The sequence below is a fragment of the Algoriphagus resistens genome (genome assembly GCF_001442615.1).
Classification (GTDB): Bacteria; Bacteroidota; Bacteroidia; order Cytophagales; family Cyclobacteriaceae; genus Algoriphagus; species Algoriphagus resistens.
Map to the genome: position 1 here is coordinate 29,302 of NZ_LMXN01000017.1, position 17,486 is coordinate 46,787.

Consider the following 17,486-nt stretch of genomic DNA (forward strand, 5'->3'; position numbering starts at 1 on the left):
TGCAAGATGCGATCAATAGATGATTTTGAAAAGGCACTATTAGGAGATTTAGTTTCTGAAAACTACGTCTTTGCTTCTGTGCTGCATTATTTCGGAATCAGCTTTTACCAATATCCTACCGAATCGCTTGAGGTAGTTTGCAGGAAACATAAAGTGCATTCCAGTCAGCTGATTACAGAGTTGGAATCATGGGCCCAGCGGAAGGAGCCTTCTACCGAAGAGCTTTACCTAAATCCCATTGAGATTTTGGTGGCTTACCTAAAGAAGAAGCATTACTATTTTGTACGTCAGGAATTACCTTTTCTGTCTAATATTATCTCAGGTATAGTCCCAGAGCCTCAATTTGCTTCCTTGATGGCAGACCTACGGATTATGTTTCCACTCTTTGTAGAAGATTTTATTCATCATATTCATGAAGAGGAAAGCAGGCTTTTCAAGAGAATTGAATTGCTTCAGGATATTGAAGAAAATAGATTTTCGCTGAATGATGCCATTACGATTTTGGAAAGAGATCCAGTTCATTTATTAGCTGACCAGCATGAGATTCACGATGATGAAATGGAAGGAATCAGAAAGTTGACAGCGGATTATTCTTTGGAGCTTAACGCTCCATTGACGATGAAAGTGCTATATCATGAATTACAAAACTTCGAGCAGGAACTTAGAATTCATGCCAAAATAGAAGATGAACTACTTTTCCCAAAAGCAGTAGAACTGGAAAGGGAGGCTTTACGCCAAATCCGTAAAAAAACCAGAAAAAACTGATGCCCAGAATACTCGCTATTGATCTGGGAACCAAACGGACCGGCCTGGCTGTTACCGATCCATTGAAAATGCTGGCTAATCCGCTGGAAACCATTGAGACATCCGCACTGCTTGATTATCTTAAAAGCTACTGCAGCAGAGAAGAAGTGGATACACTGGTTCTTGGATATCCGACCCGCTTGAATGGGCAGGATAACGAGATGACTCCCAAAGTAGTTACGATGAAGGACAGGCTTTCGAAGGCATTTCCTGATAAAAAAATTGAACTCATTGACGAGCGGTTCACTTCTAAGATGGCCATGCAAAGCATGATTTCCATGGGAAGTAAAAAGAAAGACAGAAAAGAAAAAGCAGGAAACCTGGACAAGGTGAGTGCGGCAATTATTCTACAATCCTATTTAGAGAGACAATGATTTACCCAATAGTTGCTTACGGTAGCCCGATTCTGAAAAAAGAAGCTGAGGAAATTACCGAAGGAACAGAGCTTGACGAGCTGATAAAAAATATGTTTGCAACCATGGACAACGCCAGCGGCGTAGGTCTGGCTGCACCCCAAATCAATAAGGGAATTAGCCTTTTTGTCATTGACAGTAGTTTGATGCTAAATGAAGAGGATGAAGAGGTGGGTATCCGACGGGCATTCATCAACCCGATTATTTTGGATGAATATGGAGATGATTACAGCTTCGAGGAAGGTTGTCTGAGTATTCCTGAAGTCCGTGCAGAGATCACTCGTCCGGAAACATTGACTATAGAGTATTACGATGAAAACTGGAATCTGAAGGAGGAAGAATTCTCTGGAATGACTGCCCGTGTGATCCAGCATGAATATGATCACTTGGAAGGTATTTTATTCATAGACTACCTCAAAGGCCTCAAAAAGCGACTTGTAAAATCCAAGCTGATAGACGTAAGTAAAGGCAAAATATCCACTGATTACCGAATGATTTACCCGCTTAAATGATTAAATCCACCCAACTCTCTATAGCGCTGGTACAAACTGATCTTCATTGGAAAGATAAGGTCGCCAATCTGGCGATGTTGGAAGAGAAGCTTTGGGGGATAGAAGAAGGAGTGGACTTGATCATCCTGCCTGAGATGTTTCCGACAGGATTTAGTATGGAGGCAGCGGAATTGGCAGAACCTATGAATTTCACTGTCTGCAGATGGATGCGGCAGCTGGCTGCACAAAAAAATGCTACCATTGCAGGAAGTGCAATTATCCAGGTGGATGGTAAATTTTTTAACCGGTTGCTTTGGGTAGGTCCTGATGGGATGATCCAGCATTATGACAAGCGACATCTCTTCAGAATGGCGGACGAAGACAGGACATTTTCCTCAGGAGAGAGGCTGCCGGTTTTTGAATTGAAGGGCTGGAAGATATGTCCGCAAGTTTGTTATGATCTTAGATTTCCTATCTGGTCCAGAAATAGGGTGATTGATGGGCAAATGGCCTATGACCTGATTTTTTATGTGGCTTCTTGGCCTGCTGCGAGAATTTCAGCCTGGGATGCACTTTTGCCGGCACGTGCCATTGAAAATCTGTCGTATTCCTTGGGGGTGAACCGTGTGGCAGAGGACGGAAATGGAATAAAGTACAATGGGCATTCTGCAGTTTATGATTATAAAGGGAATCAGCTTGAATTTATGGGAGAAGATGAGCAAATCATTATAGTGCGATTGGATGCGGGGGAGTTGGATTCTTATAGGGAGAAGTTTCCGGCTTGGATGGATTCTGATGATTTTTTGATCAAGTAATCCTTTTTTCAGACACTCAGTACTTTATGCGGGTGGAATTTGAAACAAGGATATTTTCCGTATTTTAGCCGCGATATTTTAAGACCCTGTTTCTCTATTTCCATTCCATATTAAAAGAAAAAATGGATTAAGACCGAAGAACGATCGATTGATGATTCAGGGTTTAACTAGCCTTTTTGAATTCTTAAAACCATGAGTAACCAAACTCCAAAAATTCTCTACACGCTGACCGATGAAGCTCCGGCCTTGGCAACGTATTCCCTATTACCAATTGTAGAAGCATTCACTAAATCTGCCGGTGTATCAGTAGAGACCCGTGATATTTCACTTTCTGCCAGAATTATCGCCAACTTCTCAGAATTCCTAACTTCTGAGCAGCAGTTGCCGGATACATTGGCTGAGTTGGGTAATATCGCCAAAACTCCTGAAGCCAATATCGTAAAGCTTCCGAATATTTCCGCATCAATTCCGCAGTTGAAGGCTGCGATTAAGGAACTTCAGTCGCAGGGATATGCGCTTCCTGATTATCCGGAAGAACCAAAAACCGAAGGAGAAAAGAACATTAAGAGTAAATATGATAAAATCAAAGGCTCGGCAGTGAACCCAGTTCTCCGTGAGGGAAACTCAGACCGAAGAGCTCCACAAGCGGTGAAAGCTTACGCAAGAAAACACCCTCACTCCATGGGAAAATGGTCTGCGGACTCCAAGTCTCATGTGGATAGTATGACTGAAGGCGATTTTTATGGAAGTGAAAAATCTCATACAATGACAGAGGAGGCTGTTATTTCAATTGAATTGCAGGGTGTAGATGGCAGAAAAGAGATTCTTAAATCCGGTTTGAAGATTCTAGCTGGTGAAGTGATAGATGCTTCCACAATGAGTATTTCTGCTTTGACGGCATTTCTAAGAAATGCAAAAGCAGAGGCAAAGGAACAAGGAGTTCTTTTTTCCCTTCACATGAAAGCTACGATGATGAAGGTTTCTGACCCCATTATCTTCGGCCATGCAGTGAAAGTTTTTTTTGAGCCGGTTTTTGCTAAGCATATCGCCTCTTTCAATGAGGTGGGAATTGATGTGAATAATGGATTCGGGGACTTGATCTCCAATCTTGATAAACTTTCTATCCCAAAGAGAACTGAAGTTGAGGCAGATATTGCAGCTTGTCTTGCGGATAGCCCAGACTTAGCCATGGTGAACTCTGACAAAGGAATCACCAATTTACATGTGCCAAGTGATGTGATTATCGATGCCTCTATGCCTGCGATGATCAGGACTTCCGGCCAGATGTGGAACAAGGAAGGCAAACTTCAGGATACCAAAGCGATCATTCCTGATAGATCCTATGCCGGTGTTTATCAGGCTACGATTGATTTTTGCCGGACTCATGGGGCCTTTGATCCATCGACTATGGGTTCTGTTCCTAATGTGGGTCTGATGGCCCAGAAAGCCGAAGAATACGGTTCCCATGATAAAACTTTCGAAATTCCTTATGCAGGTACTGTAAAAGTTATTGACCAAAACGGACATGAGATATTTTCGCATGAGGTAGAAGCCGGAGATATCTGGAGAATGTGCCAGACGAAGGATGCACCAATACAGGATTGGGTGAAACTTGCTGTTACTAGAGCAAGGCTTTCAGATACACCGGCCATTTTCTGGTTGGATCCGAATAGAGCACATGATGCTGAATTGATTAAAAAAGTCAATAAATACCTACTGGATCACGATCAGACTGGACTGGAGATTTCTATTCTTTCACCTGTTGAGGCGACAAACCTTTCTTTGGCGCGCATCAGGGAAGGTATGGACACGATCTCTGTCACAGGAAATGTATTGAGAGATTACCTGACTGATTTGTTCCCGATTTTGGAATTGGGTACTTCGGCGAAAATGCTTTCCATCGTTCCATTGATGAATGGTGGTGGGTTGTTTGAAACCGGAGCAGGTGGATCTGCACCTAAGCACGTGGAGCAGTTTGTTTCTGAAGGGCACTTACGTTGGGATTCCTTAGGTGAATTCCTTGCGTTGGCGGTTTCACTTGAGCATTTGGGACAGACTTTCCATAATGAAAAAGCCTTGCTTCTTGCTGAAACGCTTGATCAGGCGACCGGCAAATGGTTGGAAAACGATAAATCTCCTGCACGAGTAGTAGGCAAACTGGATAACAGAGGAAGCCATTTCTACATTGCGCTTTACTGGGCAGAAGCACTTGCCGGTCAAACTAAAGATGCGGAGTTGAAAGCCAAATTTACGCCGATTGCGAAAGCCTTGGGGGAAAAAGAAAATGTAATTGTAGAAGAATTGAACGGTTCTCAAGGTGCTCCGGTGAATATAGGCGGATACTTCAGGCCTGATGCTGCACTGGCTTCTCAAGCGATGAGGCCAAGTGCTACCTTAAATGAAGTTTTAACAACCTTAGTTTAAGAAGAACTGAAAAATATGGAAAGCCATTCGGGAAATCGGGTGGCTTTTTTGTTGGATTCTTTTAACCACGGAGGTTCTCGTAGAGAACGCCGGAGCGAGATTTTGTTTCAAAAATCAGAACTAAGCAAATCTGCTAATTTTCACCTGTTAAATTGGTTTGAATTGGAATAAATCCGAAATCCAATCACTCCTCCTCAAAACACACCTTATTTGCCCGCATAAATTCCTTGATCACCGATACGTGAATGCATTCGCCTAAATGGATAAAGGCATAGTCATTCACTTTTTTGGCCTTGCCATGGGCAATAATTGCTTTGTCTTCTATATCAAATCCCAGGTGTAAATGTTTGGTTCGGCTTTGCATTCCGCAGATGATGCCGGAAGAATCAAAAAGCGGCCCTCCGCTTTGTCCTCTCAGACCTGGCGTGCTCATCTCCATCCCATAGACTTTTCCTTTCTTGTCTCCCAGAAATCGTGTCAGCATCCCTTCGATAGGAAATCTGGGAGAACGCATGGTTCCCGTACTTGTCCATTCCAAGGATTGATTTTGTTGATTTAGGTGGAAGTTTGAAAACTCGGGAAAAGGAAATCCCAGTCTGCATAGCATTGCTCCGGGGTTTATTTCAGAGTGGTTCTTCTTGAACTTGGGAACATTTGTAAAAAGTGGTTTTTCAAAACCTTCGAATTTGATCAAGGCAAGGTCGTATTCCGGATGGATGAAGAACTTTATGTTCTTGATCTGATCCACGCAATCCACAAATGTGACACGCATCTCAGAGGTGGTGTCAGCTTTCAATCCCAGTTTTTTGATTAAGGAAGCACGTTGCCCACCACTCATCTCTTTACCCTGCTGAAGGAATGTGGAGTATTTCTGATTGATCTGATCTGCTTGTCTCAGCCACTGTGCGACATGCTTGCACGTTAGGGCATAGCCTTCTTGATTTACAAAAAACAAGGTGGCTGAACCTCTCTCTATTTGAGTGCTTCCAAAATTTCTTGAGATAGAATGAATTGCGCGAGTATAACCCGCGGTTTCCAGAATTGCTTTTTCAAACATCAAAAATTAGGTGTTTCAGATTTCAAAATAGGTAAAAGCATCGGGAAATTGGATTTTTCAGAATTTTTAAGAAAAAAATTATCTTTCGAAATCGATTGTATTTAAGCTGGCTTTTATTGGTTCGTAAGATAGTTTGGGCTAGCCAAATAAATGTGATAACTTAGCCATCCCGCAGGGATTTTTGGCCAAAAGAGGCATACCTCCAAGGGAGTTTTAGGAATCAAACCTATACGTAAAATCAAAATAACAATGAGCAAAATTAAAGTTGGAATCAACGGATTCGGTAGAATCGGACGTTTGGCGTTCAGAGTTGCACAAGAAAGAGAAGATATCCAGGTAGTAGCGATCAATGACTTGATCGACGTGGACTACATGGCATACATGCTTAAGTATGACTCCACTCACGGTACTTTCAAAGGGACTGTAGAGGTGAAAGACGGCGCTTTGGTAGTAAATGGAAATAGCATCCGTGTTACTTCCGAGAAAAGCCCGGCAAACCTTAAATGGGGTGAAGTAGGAGCTGATTATGTTATCGAATCAACCGGTATTTTCTTGACTAAAGAAACTGCACAGGGCCATATCGATGCTGGCGCCAAAAAAGTTGTAATGTCTGCTCCATCTAAGGATGACACGCCAATGTTTGTAATGGGTGTGAATGAAGATGCTTATACTTCTGACATGGTTTTCGTTTCTAACGCTTCTTGTACTACAAACTGTTTGGCACCTATCGCCAAAGTCTTGAATGACAACTGGGGAATCGAGGAAGGCTTGATGACTACAGTTCACGCGACTACTGCAACTCAGAAAACTGTTGACGGTCCTTCTGCAAAAGACTGGAGAGGTGGACGTGGCGCAGGTCAAAATATCATCCCTTCATCTACCGGAGCTGCTAAAGCGGTAGGAAAAGTTATTCCTGAACTTAATGGTAAATTGACTGGTATGGCATTCAGAGTTCCTACTCCGGATGTATCAGTTGTGGATTTGACAGTTAGATTGAAAAATCCTGCTACTTATGCTGAGGTTTGTGCTAAAATGAAAGAAGTTTCTGAGACTACCATGAAAGGCGTTCTTGGATACACTGAAGATGATGTGGTTTCTAATGACTTCCTTGGAGATGCCAGAACTTCCATCTTCGATGCAGGTGCGGGTATTCAGCTTTCTGACAAATTCTTGAAAGTAGTTTCTTGGTATGACAACGAGTGGGGTTACTCCAATAAAGTAATCGACTTGGTTAGCTTCATTGCCAGCAAGTAATAAGTAAACTATGACTAGTCCTGAATAGACGATACAGTCTTTAAGGATAAATTTGAGATAGCATCGGGTTTCGACTCGATGCTAATTTTTTGTATTCCGTGCATGGCAATCAACTAGGTAGTGAAAGTCCACTGTGGGGGGGTACGTAACAAGTCAAAGTCCAAAGATTACACAGACATTGGTGTGTAAATGAGGCGGGGACATGGAGTGAAAGTGGGTTGCCTTACCACGGGAGACCTCAGGGACGTGTGGAAACGGAGTATGAAACATGGAGTAAAACTTGCCATGAGGAGTCAGCCGTGGTCAGTGTGTCACGAACAAAGCATTAGGGAAAAAATGCTGTGGTGCTGTTTAAATGATGGGGATAGGCCCCTCGGAGTCGGTGTTCAGGCGCAGGCCCCAAACCACCTTTATGTTGCTGGATTTAAATGGTCCGGTAAGGAGCGATAAAGGAAAAGGTACCCTTAAAGGTATCAGGTGTGTACTAGAGAGACGAGCGAAAGCGAACTATCGATGAAGCGTCGAAAGCTGATTAGACGATGTCGAAACCAAGGTCTTGGTGTTGCCTTGGGACAAACCGAAGGGAAACCTGATTACTGCTTCGGTGGCATCCGGCGTATAGGTGGCGTGAACCTAGTACAGTCATTTAAGCGGAACGTTAGAACGTTTCGTCCCGATGTTAAGAGAAACCTTCAAGTGGTGAACCCACAAGAGCAAAAGTACCGATGCGGAGCACGCGGGCGGAACATCCCGTAGTAGTGATGAAATCTCTGTAATGGAGATGGGGCAAAGGGGATGTATTAGTCAGTTTTATCACAAAGAAAACTATGGTCACACCAAAGGAGGTACTGAGATGATCAAAAAACATTTAGTATTTCAAAGGACGTCGTTCAGAAGGCTTATGACCGGGTAAAACAAACCCGGGGCAGTGCTGGCTCTGATGATGTTAGCTTGGAAGATTTCGAGAAAGATCGCCGGAACGACCTGTACAGGTTATGGAACAGGATGAGCTTAGGGAGCTACTTTCCTTCCCAGTAAAGTTGGTAGAAATTCCAAAGAAGGTGGAGGGGTACAGGGAAATCGCTTTTAAAAATCCATTGCCGCTGTGGTCAGCGGGGCTGATACCTGGATGGCCATCAGTCTTTTTGGGCGCGCCAAGCTGGACTGGCTTAGCAGCTTTTATCCTTTTGAAAACGGAATACCTTCCCATGATGTTCTTGGTAAAGTGTTCAAAGTCCTTGATTAACAGGTATTCAGTAGATTTTTGTTTCTTGGATTAAGTCTATAGATACCACTTCAGGCGAAGTGGTATCTATAGACGGGAAAACACTCCGCGGTTCTGTGGACACGGCCAATGGAAAGCTCGCGTTACATGTGGTATTAGCCTTTGCAACGGCCAACGGGCTATGCCTTGGACAGGTAAATGATGGTTCGAAGAGCAATGAAATCACCGCTATACCGGAACTGCTGGGCCTGAAGGGCTGCATTGTCACCCTGGATACCATGGGCTTGGACATGGAAGGATAGAGCACAGTTTGTGCGACGTGGTCGACCTCCACATGTATACAATGTTCTCACGGGTTGATTTCTCCAGCTTACGGGACGAAAAATAGTTTTTCAGATACCCATAAACCAGAATCTTCAACAACATTTTGGAATGGTAACTACTGGATCCGTTGTCAGGGAAACTGAGGTAAACCGGGGTGAGGTCGATTCGTTCTACGATCTAATTGACTGTTCGTCCTGGATGATTGGAAGCAATAAGTTCTTCCAACGAAGGAGGAAGAAGCATTAATTGGTTGTGATTGTAGTCCTTAAAGGCTACATTTAAGTCTTGTTTTTGCACACCTTAAAATACAAATTTTGAGTATAACAGGAAAGGCTAGCCGAGTAATCGGCTAGCCTTTTAAACTATCTACTTTTGAGACAGTCTTTTCTTTTGGGTGCGCCCAGCATGGGCGATAGCTATAGGGTGCAAGTTCCGAACACGCCTCGGCAGTTGGAAGTGTTAGCTTAAGGCAAGGGTGTCCATCGTGAGGTGGAATCTGAAGGAAGCCAGCGGCAAATTCTCGGCCTGACGGACTGAAACTACATATTAGGCCAAAGTTGTCTGGATGAGGTTGCCTAACAAACCAAAGTCCTATACTGCTCGGAGACAACATGGTAAATGTAGCGGGTATATGAGAAGAAAGTTATCGTTCTTACCTGGGGAGGTCTCATGGACGTGTGTCGGATTTCTTTTCTGACATACGGTGTAAAGCTAGCCATGAGAAGTCAGCAGAGGGCAAAGTACCGGATCACGGGTTGGTTTGGGAAGGCCCGAACCTTGCAATTAGGCAGTAAATGAATGTTACCGGAAAAAGAGGATCAGATGCTCGGCAACGAGGCTCCTTATCAAAAGAATAGGACAGAATCCGAAGGATAGATAAGAGTGATTCCATAGAAGGATAACTGAAAACAACGCCAAACACGCCTTTCGATGTGTAAAAGCAAGGAACCGCCCTATACCGAACGGTACGTAGGGTGGTGTGGAGGTCGAAACGGGAGCTAACCCCATTTCTCCTACTCAATTGGGGGCAGATGGATGCATATAAATATAGGTTCTCGTATAAAAGAGAGATGATTTTTCATTTTTTTAAAATAATCGTTAGTTTAAATTGTCTTTTTTAAAAAAATTAAAAAAATAGGAGAAGTTTTAAAATAAAATATCGTTGAATTGCTTTTGAATAAATTTTTAAATATTTAGATTTACCAGATAAAAAACTGTAAAACGGATAGTTTGCAAGAGTTACCTGATCCTATCAGGTTGCATAGGATAAATTATCAGTATGATTTCCCTGTACCCAAGCTTTTAATGCCAAGCAAGAGAATTAAGGCATAAAAAGGACTCCCAAATACCCTATAAATTATTTCTAATCTAGAATTACACGCTATGAGAAAAGTATTATCAATTGCTTTTGCTCTAGGTTTTATGCTATGCGCAACGCATCTAGCACAAGGTCAGAGTAGAGTCTTGAAAGGAGTAGTGACGGCAGCGCCGGATGGATCGCCAATGCCAGGTGTCACTATCCTTGATAAGAGCACAAAGACAGGTACAACCACTAATATAGATGGTGAGTACTCGATCTCTGTAGGTACCAATTCTATATTGGTTTTTTCCTTTATCGGCTATGCCTCACAGGAAATTCCTGTAGGGAATCAGTCTGAACTGAACGTGGTATTGGATGAAGACGCCAGTGAATTATCAGAGGTGGTTGTGACCGCGTTAGGTATCAGTAAAGACAAGGCGACTTTGGGTTATTCTTTGACTGAGGTAGGGAGCGAAGCCCTTACCACAGCTCGTGAGACAAACGTTGCCAACTCGCTTGCAGGACGTGTTGCCGGTCTAGTTGTAAAAGGGACCAACAGTGGTCCGGGAGGAACATCGAAGATTACATTGAGGGGTCTGCCAAGTATCAGTGGTACAGGGTCTCCTTTGTATGTGATCAACGGTATCCCAATGGATAATACCCAAAGAGGCTCTGCAGGACAATGGGGAGGTGCTGATAGCGGTGATGGTATCGGTAACCTTAGCCCGGATGATATAGAGACAATGACTGTATTGAAAGGTCAGGCTGCTTCTGCGCTTTATGGCACTAGAGCTTCCAATGGAGTGATTTTGATCACCACCAAAAAGGGAGCGAAAGGTGGGGATTGGTCCTTAAACTATACCATGAACTATATGGCAGAAAATGCTGTAGATTTCACCGATTTTCAAAATGTCTATGGTCAAGGAGTCGGTGGAGTTAGGCCAACGACTGCAACCGATGCACAAACAACCGGTAGATTAGCTTGGGGCGGCCGAATGGACGGTACACCGGTTATTGGATTTGACGGCAACCAATATCCTTACTCTCCTTCAAACGACAGGTATATTGATTTTTACAGAACAGGATCCAATTTTACCAATACAGTTTCTGTAGCAAAAGGATTGGGTGAAGACGGTTCATTCAGAATGTCTATTTCCAATCTAGATGCTAAATCGATCGTGCCCAGCAGTGGGCTGGATCGTCTGACCATCAACCTAAATGTAGAGCAGAATATTACAGATAAGCTGAGCGTGACTGCGATGGTCAATTACATAGATCAAAAATCCAACAACATTCCCCGTCTAAGTGATGGACCTCAGAATCCAAATAATTTCCTGCTACTTGCGCCAAATATCAGCCAGAGTATTTTTGCGCCGGGTTATAATATAGAGACCGGAGCTGAAACTGTATTTAGCGATGATATTTATGTGACCAATCCTTATTTTGTGGTAAATCAAGGAATTAATGATTTGGGTAGAAAGCGTATCATTTCTGCAATAGCTACCAAGTATGCCTTTACAAAAGATATTTATGCACTGATTAGAGTTGGAAACGATGCATCAAATGATGATTTCTTTAGCGTAGAACCCTATGGTTTGGCTTATACAGCAGACTTGAAAGGTAACCTAAGCGGCCGTGGTCAATCCCAAAGATCCGAAACAAACATTGATGGTATTTTGGGCGGTAAATTTAACTTGACAGAGAAGTTAAATCTTGACGTACTGGCAGGTGCGAATATGAGAAACAATCAATATGAGTCTGTAGGAGTAGGTGGCAGTCGCTTCGTTCTTCCTTACTTATACTCTCCATTCAATCTAGAGACATTCTCCAGAACGTATGAATACAACGAACGTGAGGTTCATTCTGCATTTTATTCTGTTGGTATAGGATATGATAATATACTGACATTGACAACTACAGGCAGATATGATGTATACAGCACATTGCCTCTGGCCGATAATAATATTTTCTCTCCTTCAGTAGCAGCAGCATTTGTTTTCAGTGAATTGCTCAATAGCTCCGCTTTAGATTTCGGTAAGTTTAGAGCATCTTATGCCGTCACCAGTGGAGAGCCCTTTGACGCTTACATAACTGACTTCTATTACAGTTCCGCAAACTCTTACAATGGAGTTCCTGCAGGTTCATCACCTACATCTCTTCCAAATTTGAACCTGAAGCCATTTACTACCAGTGAAATAGAACTAGGAGTAGACCTAAGTTTCTTCAATAACAGATTGGGATTTGATATTGCATACTACGAAAAAGAAACGCATAACGAAATCATGAATGCTAGCTATAGCATAGCATCCGGATTTAATAGTGCAGTTGTTGCGACGGGCTCTACCAGCAATAAGGGATTAGAAGTTTTGGTGACTGGCACGCCGGTTCAAACGACCAACTTTACTTGGAAATCGTCATTTAACTTGTCAAAGGTAAAAAATGAAGTGCTGAGCACTGATAACAACAATAACCCGGTAAACCTGGGCCAAAATAGGGCTACCTTGGGAAATGCTGTAACCGCCTATGTAGTAGGAGAGTCGGGGCCTCAAATACGAGCGTATGATTATGCATATAATGCTGACGGTTCCATTCAAGTGGATGAAGCTGGATTGCCAGTCAGAGGTGAATTGATCAATATGGGAACTGTATTGCCTACATTATATGGTGGATGGAATAATGAGTTCAATTATAAAGGAATCACATTCTCATTCCTGATTGATTACAACTATGGCAATAAAGTGCTTTCCGCAACTGAGTTCTACTCTACATTCAGAGGACTTAATCAGGTTACTCTTGAAGGTAGAGAAGAAGGCGTGACTAATGGAAGTGTAACTGCACCAGCCCAGGAATACTATCAGGCTTTAGCTCAAAATATCACCAAAACCAGTGTCGTTGAGGGTGATTTTATCAAGTTGAGGCAATTGACTTTAGGGTATTCATTCCCTGCAAAATGGTTTGGAAATATGCCGGTCTTAAAAGGACTTGATGTTTCTTTAGTAGGCAGGAATCTGGCATTCTTGATGCGTAAGGCTAAGAATATCGATCCGGAAGCAAGCTTTGGTTCTAATATCAATTATACAGGTATTGAAGGCGGCAATCTACCGAGCACTAGATCCTTTGGGTTTAATCTTAATTTCAAATTGAACTAAAATGAAAAAATATATAAGCATATTTCTTACTGGCGTTTTGCTGGCTGTGTCCAGTTGTGATGGGGATTTTGATGATATCAATACTGACCCTAACAGAGCGAATGGGGATGTTTTTGATCCTAACCTGATTTTGCCGACAGTGTCGTATAATTATGGCAATATGATGACAGGTTATACCGGTGCCATACTTTTCCAAAGTATGTGGGTACAGGTAATGGCTTCGACATCTACTGGAGGGGCCAATTATTATTCCAATGCAGATAAATATGTAGCTTCTGGCAGTACCAATAGTTATATCCAGAGCGTCTGGAATGATGGCTATTCGGCTGCATCCAGAGTATTTCAAATGCAAGCTCTTGCTGAAGAGAAAGGATATGCCAATTTAATTGCAGTGGGCGAAATATGGAAAGTCCTTACGCTTTCTTTTGTTTCTGATGTCTACGGGGATCTTCCCTATTCAGAAGCATTACGGGCGGAGGAAGGAATCACGCAGCCAAAGTATGATTCCCAAGCTGAAGCGTATATGGCAATGTTGTCCGGTCTTGAGGGAGCACTTTCTTCTATTAATGAGTCAGGAGATCAAATCAAAAACGATGTTCTTTATGGAGGCGATTTGACTAAATGGAAAAAACTCGGCTATTCTATCATGTTGCGTATGGCAATGAGATTAGTTGAAGTGGATCCAGCCACGGCACAGACTTATGTACAAAAAGCTATTGCCGGTGGTGTTTTTACATCTACAGCGGACGAAGCAGTGTTGGCATCTGACCAAACGAATGGTTATTCCAATTCAAGTGCTAACGCCCTAAATGTAACCGATGATGTGTATGAAGTACGTTGGTCAAACAAGTTGATTGATTTTCTTAAAGCAGACAACGATCCCCGTCTGTCGGTAATTGCTGAAATTCCTCTAGCAGGGCTTGCGGCTAACAAAGGGACCGCCGCGGGAAACAGTGATCCAAGTGTCCAGATTGGAATGCCAAATGGTTATGATCTAAAAGGTGGTGCGACCGATATCACCAAAGCGCCTAATTATCCTGGAGCAACAGGCACGGGCGATGATGTGGCTCCAATCGGTAAGTATTCAAGACCAACAGCAATCTATCGGGATCGAGATGCCCCGGTTTTCATTTTGACCTACGCAGAAATTCAGTTTTTGCTAGCTGATGCGGCTACACGAGGATATTCTGTGCCGGGTTCTGCCTCTGCTTACTATGCAGCTGGATTAGAAGGAGCGCTAGTTTCAATAGGCAAATTTGGCGGAGCTACTATTTCGCCTGCGGCTGCTGCTGCTTACGCTTCAGCAAATCCATTGGATACTAGCAACTCATCAGCAGCACTGGAAATGATCAATACGCAGATCTGGGCTACCACTGGCGTCTTCGCTAACTTTGTAGAGTCCTGGAATAATTGGAAAAGATCAGGTTACCCTGAATTGAATGCCATAAACTATACAGGTAATTTCTCATCTGGTCAAATTCCTAGAAGACAACTTTACCCCACTTCGGAAAGCGCTACCAATCCGCAAGGATTGGCTGATGCAATTGCCAATATGGGGGGTGATACTTGGATTAACAACGTATGGTGGGACGCAGGAAATTAATACCTGCTTTTACCTATAATTAGTTCGATAGAGGCTTTGATTGAGTTCAAGGCCTCTATCTTTTTTACTGCCTAAGTTTCTATCGTAGCCGACAGCCCAGGTGCTTTCAAGAATTTAGTGCTGATTTGATTTTGAGCATTTTGAAGAAGAACCTATTGCCGATATAGTCGATTTAAAAATAGATATAGAATAAGAAAGGGCATGTTTTGAGAGCTATTCGGAGACTCAAGGCTGTCACTTGTGAATACCAAGTACCGCCAATTGAATTCTTTTGCCTACTCTGAGAATTGATTTGTAAGTTTATCGCTGAATTAATACCCTCTTTAATGAAACCTATTATTGCGACTATTGCACTTTTACTGTGCCTTCAATTCGGGCTTCTTGCCCAAAAAATCACCGCTACAGAATCCCGGGAATTGGTGGACTATGCACTGCCACTGGTAGGGACAGATTCTAGACCTGAGTTTTCCAACGGAAATACTTACCCTGCCATTGCTTTACCTTGGGGGATGAATTTCTGGTCACCACAAACCGGAAAGATGGGAAATGGCTGGATGTATAGCTATGGAGCTGAAAAAATCAGGGGCTTCAAGCAAACACATCAGCCTTCACCATGGATGAATGATTACGGTCAGTTTTCTATCATGCCGATGACTGGCGTACCGATTTTTGATCAGGACGAAAGAGCCTCTTGGTTTTCGCATAAGGCAGAAACCGCTGAACCAAATTACTATCAGGTATATCTTGCTGATCATGATATCAATGTGGAACTCACACCAACAGAAAGAGCAGCACTTTTTAGAATTACTTATCCAGCTAATGAAGAAGCATCGTTTATTTTAGATGCATTCGATAGTGGATCTGAAGTGAGAATTGATCCTGAAAACAACAGGATTTCTGGGTATTCTACCAAAAATTCAGGTGGTGTTCCTGATAATTTCAAAAATTACTTTGTCTTAGAGTTTAACCAAGATTTTTCTTTGGCCCAAACTATCTCTGATACCCTTGTTAATGAAAAGCTAACTATAAATGCAAATCATGTTGGTGCATTAATCAGCTTTGGAAAGCAGGATGAAGCTTTCGAAGTAACGGTGAAAGTAGCTTCCTCATTTATAAGTTATGAGCAGGCTAATCTGAATTTAAAAGAATTGGGAGATGCTGATTTTGAAAGGTTGCGTGGGAAAGGTAGAGATGCCTGGAATGAGCAGTTAGGTAAAATTGAAGTAGGGGGCGGTACTGTTGCCCAGCTTGAAATGTTCTACACGAGTTTATATCGTTCTTTACTTTTTCCAAGGAAATTCTACGAAATCAATGCCGCTGGCCAGGTGGTTCACTATAGCCCGTACAACGGAGAGGTAGAAGCCGGATATATGTACACAGATACAGGTTTTTGGGACACATTTAGAGCTTTATTTCCTCTGTTGAATTTAGTTTATCCTGAAGTAAATGCAGAGATTCAGGCAGGCTTGGCGAATGCCTATAAAGAGGGCGGCTGGCTTCCTGAGTGGGGAAGTCCGGGACTAAGAAACGTAATGGTGGGCAACAATTCTGCTTCAGTGGTAGCAGATGCTTACCTAAAAATAGGGGAGGATTACGAGTACGATATTGAGACGCTTTATGAAGCGCTGATTCACGGGGCAAATAATGCAGGGCCGCTGACGGCCGTAGGAAGGGCTGGCGCAGAATATTACAACAAACTGGGTTATGTTCCTTACGATGTGGATATCAACGAGAATGCGGCCAGGTCGCTGGAGTATTCATACGATGATTTCACAATTTATCAGTTGGCAAAGAAACTGAACAAACCACAAGCTGAAATTGCTTTATACAAAGCAAGAGCGATGAATTATAAGAAGCTTTTCGACGTAGAGTCGGGTTGGATGCGCGGAAAAAATGAAGATGGTTCTTTCCAGTCTCCTTTTAATCCACTCAAATGGGGAGATGCTTTCACTGAGGGGAATTCTATGCATTATACCTGGTCGGTGTTTCATGATGTGCAGGGTCTGGTTGATCTAATGGGCGGAGAAAAGGCTTTTACTGATAAATTGGATAGGATTTTTACACATGCACCTATTTTCGAAGAAAGCTACTATGGTTTTGTTATCCATGAAATTAGGGAAATGCAAGTGGCGCAGATGGGGCAATATGCACATGGAAATCAGCCCATCCAGCACATGATCTATTTGTATAACCATGCGCTTCAGCCATGGAAAACCCAGTACTGGGTACGGGAAACTATGAATAGAATGTACCAGCCTACTCCTGATGGATATTGTGGAGATGAGGACAACGGACAGACTTCGGCTTGGTATGTTTTCTCGGCGCTCGGATTCTATCCTGTCACTCCTGGTGCCGATGAGTATGTTTTGGGCGCTCCGTTATTTAAGCAAGCCAGAATCCATCTGATGAACGGGAAAGAAATTGAAATAGCTTCACCTCAAAATTCTCCTGATAGGAGATATATCAAGTCAATGACCTGGAATGGGAAGACTTATGATAAAAACTTCCTTAACTACTCAGAGCTTGTAAAGGGGGTAAAACTTGGATTCGAAATGAGCGCTGTGCCAAACAAGTCTAGAGGGATTTCTGAAGGTGCCAAGCCGTTTTCATTAAGCTTAAAAGATTAA

General features: G+C 42.8%; 13 protein-coding genes. 11 read left to right on the forward strand and 2 right to left on the reverse strand.

Annotated elements, in window-relative coordinates:
- The first annotated feature begins 6 nt into the window (after window positions 1–6).
- The 5 genes from AS141_RS22690 (at window position 7) to AS141_RS22710 (ending at window position 4,947) form a co-directional block, all read left to right on the forward strand.
- Window positions 7–765, forward strand: coding sequence for a hemerythrin domain-containing protein (locus tag AS141_RS22690; protein WP_057940086.1), 759 nt, complete (start codon window positions 7–9; stop codon window positions 763–765).
- On the forward strand, window positions 765–1,178 hold the full coding sequence (gene ruvX, locus AS141_RS22695; protein WP_057940001.1) for a Holliday junction resolvase RuvX: 414 nt from the start codon (window positions 765–767) through the stop codon (window positions 1,176–1,178). The genes AS141_RS22690 and ruvX overlap by 1 nt, the downstream gene beginning before the upstream one ends.
- Window positions 1,175–1,729, forward strand: coding sequence for a peptide deformylase (gene def, locus AS141_RS22700; RefSeq protein WP_057940002.1), 555 nt, complete (start codon window positions 1,175–1,177; stop codon window positions 1,727–1,729). Before ruvX ends, def begins: the two co-directional genes overlap by 4 nt.
- Window positions 1,726–2,523 carry an amidohydrolase gene (locus tag AS141_RS22705; protein WP_057940003.1) on the forward strand — a complete coding sequence of 266 codons (798 nt, stop codon included), beginning with the start codon at window positions 1,726–1,728 and terminating at the stop codon, window positions 2,521–2,523. Before def ends, AS141_RS22705 begins: the two co-directional genes overlap by 4 nt.
- Window positions 2,524–2,715: 192 nt before the next feature.
- The gene (locus AS141_RS22710; protein WP_057940004.1) at window positions 2,716–4,947 is read left to right on the forward strand and encodes an NADP-dependent isocitrate dehydrogenase; all 2,232 of its coding nucleotides are present in this window, start codon (window positions 2,716–2,718) and stop codon (window positions 4,945–4,947) included.
- A gap of 184 nt (window positions 4,948–5,131) precedes the next feature.
- Here the strand turns inward: AS141_RS22710 and AS141_RS22715 are convergent, their stop codons facing one another.
- Complete coding sequence (locus AS141_RS22715; protein ID WP_057940005.1) at window positions 5,132–6,004, reverse strand: trypsin-like peptidase domain-containing protein; 873 nt, start codon at window positions 6,002–6,004, stop codon at window positions 5,132–5,134.
- Between the two features lie 249 nt (window positions 6,005–6,253).
- Here AS141_RS22715 and gap point away from each other — a divergent pair, with 249 nt between their 5' ends.
- From gap to AS141_RS26695, 3 genes are all read left to right on the forward strand, one after another.
- Window positions 6,254–7,258: a type I glyceraldehyde-3-phosphate dehydrogenase gene (gap, locus tag AS141_RS22720; protein ID WP_057940006.1), complete on the forward strand. Its 1,005-nt coding sequence runs from the start codon at window positions 6,254–6,256 to the stop codon at window positions 7,256–7,258.
- Window positions 7,259–8,363: 1,105 nt separating this feature from the next.
- On the forward strand, window positions 8,364–8,504 hold the full coding sequence (locus AS141_RS27470) for a transposase family protein (protein ID WP_082632392.1): 141 nt from the start codon (window positions 8,364–8,366) through the stop codon (window positions 8,502–8,504).
- A gap of 29 nt (window positions 8,505–8,533) precedes the next feature.
- Entirely contained in the window at window positions 8,534–8,785 is a 252-nt protein-coding gene (locus tag AS141_RS26695) for an ISAs1 family transposase (protein ID WP_262481011.1), read from the forward strand.
- Here the strand turns inward: AS141_RS26695 and AS141_RS27475 are convergent.
- Window positions 8,748–8,984 (reverse strand): transposase, encoded by a 237-nt coding sequence (locus AS141_RS27475; RefSeq protein WP_394331085.1) that lies wholly within the window; start codon window positions 8,982–8,984, stop codon window positions 8,748–8,750. The two genes, AS141_RS26695 and AS141_RS27475, sit on opposite strands and share 38 nt — an antisense overlap.
- A 1,206-nt stretch (window positions 8,985–10,190) precedes the next feature.
- On the opposite strand from AS141_RS27475, the gene AS141_RS22745 reads away from it, so the two are divergent.
- The 3 genes from AS141_RS22745 (at window position 10,191) to AS141_RS22755 (ending at window position 17,486) form a co-directional block, all read left to right on the forward strand.
- Entirely contained in the window at window positions 10,191–13,256 is a 3,066-nt protein-coding gene (locus AS141_RS22745) for a SusC/RagA family TonB-linked outer membrane protein (protein ID WP_057940011.1), read from the forward strand.
- A gap of 1 nt (window position 13,257) precedes the next feature.
- Window positions 13,258–14,859, forward strand: coding sequence for a SusD/RagB family nutrient-binding outer membrane lipoprotein (locus AS141_RS22750; RefSeq protein ID WP_057940012.1), 1,602 nt, complete (start codon window positions 13,258–13,260; stop codon window positions 14,857–14,859).
- Window positions 14,860–15,185: 326 nt separating this feature from the next.
- Entirely contained in the window at window positions 15,186–17,486 is a 2,301-nt protein-coding gene (locus tag AS141_RS22755; protein ID WP_057940013.1) for a GH92 family glycosyl hydrolase, read from the forward strand.

Bases quoted from the DNA above. Each gene is read 5' to 3' on its own strand.
- AS141_RS22690 (WP_057940086.1), top strand. From the start codon at position 7: ATGCGATCAATAGATGATTTTGAAAAGGCACTATTAGGAGATTTAGTT.
- ruvX (WP_057940001.1), top strand. From the start codon at position 765: ATGCCCAGAATACTCGCTATTGATCTGGGAACCAAACGGACCGGCCTG.
- AS141_RS22745 (WP_057940011.1), top strand. From the start codon at position 10,191: ATGAGAAAAGTATTATCAATTGCTTTTGCTCTAGGTTTTATGCTATGC.
- def (WP_057940002.1), top strand. From the start codon at position 1,175: ATGATTTACCCAATAGTTGCTTACGGTAGCCCGATTCTGAAAAAAGAA.
- AS141_RS22705 (WP_057940003.1), top strand. From the start codon at position 1,726: ATGATTAAATCCACCCAACTCTCTATAGCGCTGGTACAAACTGATCTT.
- AS141_RS22715 (WP_057940005.1), bottom strand. From the start codon at position 6,004: ATGTTTGAAAAAGCAATTCTGGAAACCGCGGGTTATACTCGCGCAATT.
- AS141_RS22750 (WP_057940012.1), top strand. From the start codon at position 13,258: ATGAAAAAATATATAAGCATATTTCTTACTGGCGTTTTGCTGGCTGTG.
- AS141_RS22710 (WP_057940004.1), top strand. From the start codon at position 2,716: ATGAGTAACCAAACTCCAAAAATTCTCTACACGCTGACCGATGAAGCT.
- AS141_RS22755 (WP_057940013.1), top strand. From the start codon at position 15,186: ATGAAACCTATTATTGCGACTATTGCACTTTTACTGTGCCTTCAATTC.
- gap (WP_057940006.1), top strand. From the start codon at position 6,254: ATGAGCAAAATTAAAGTTGGAATCAACGGATTCGGTAGAATCGGACGT.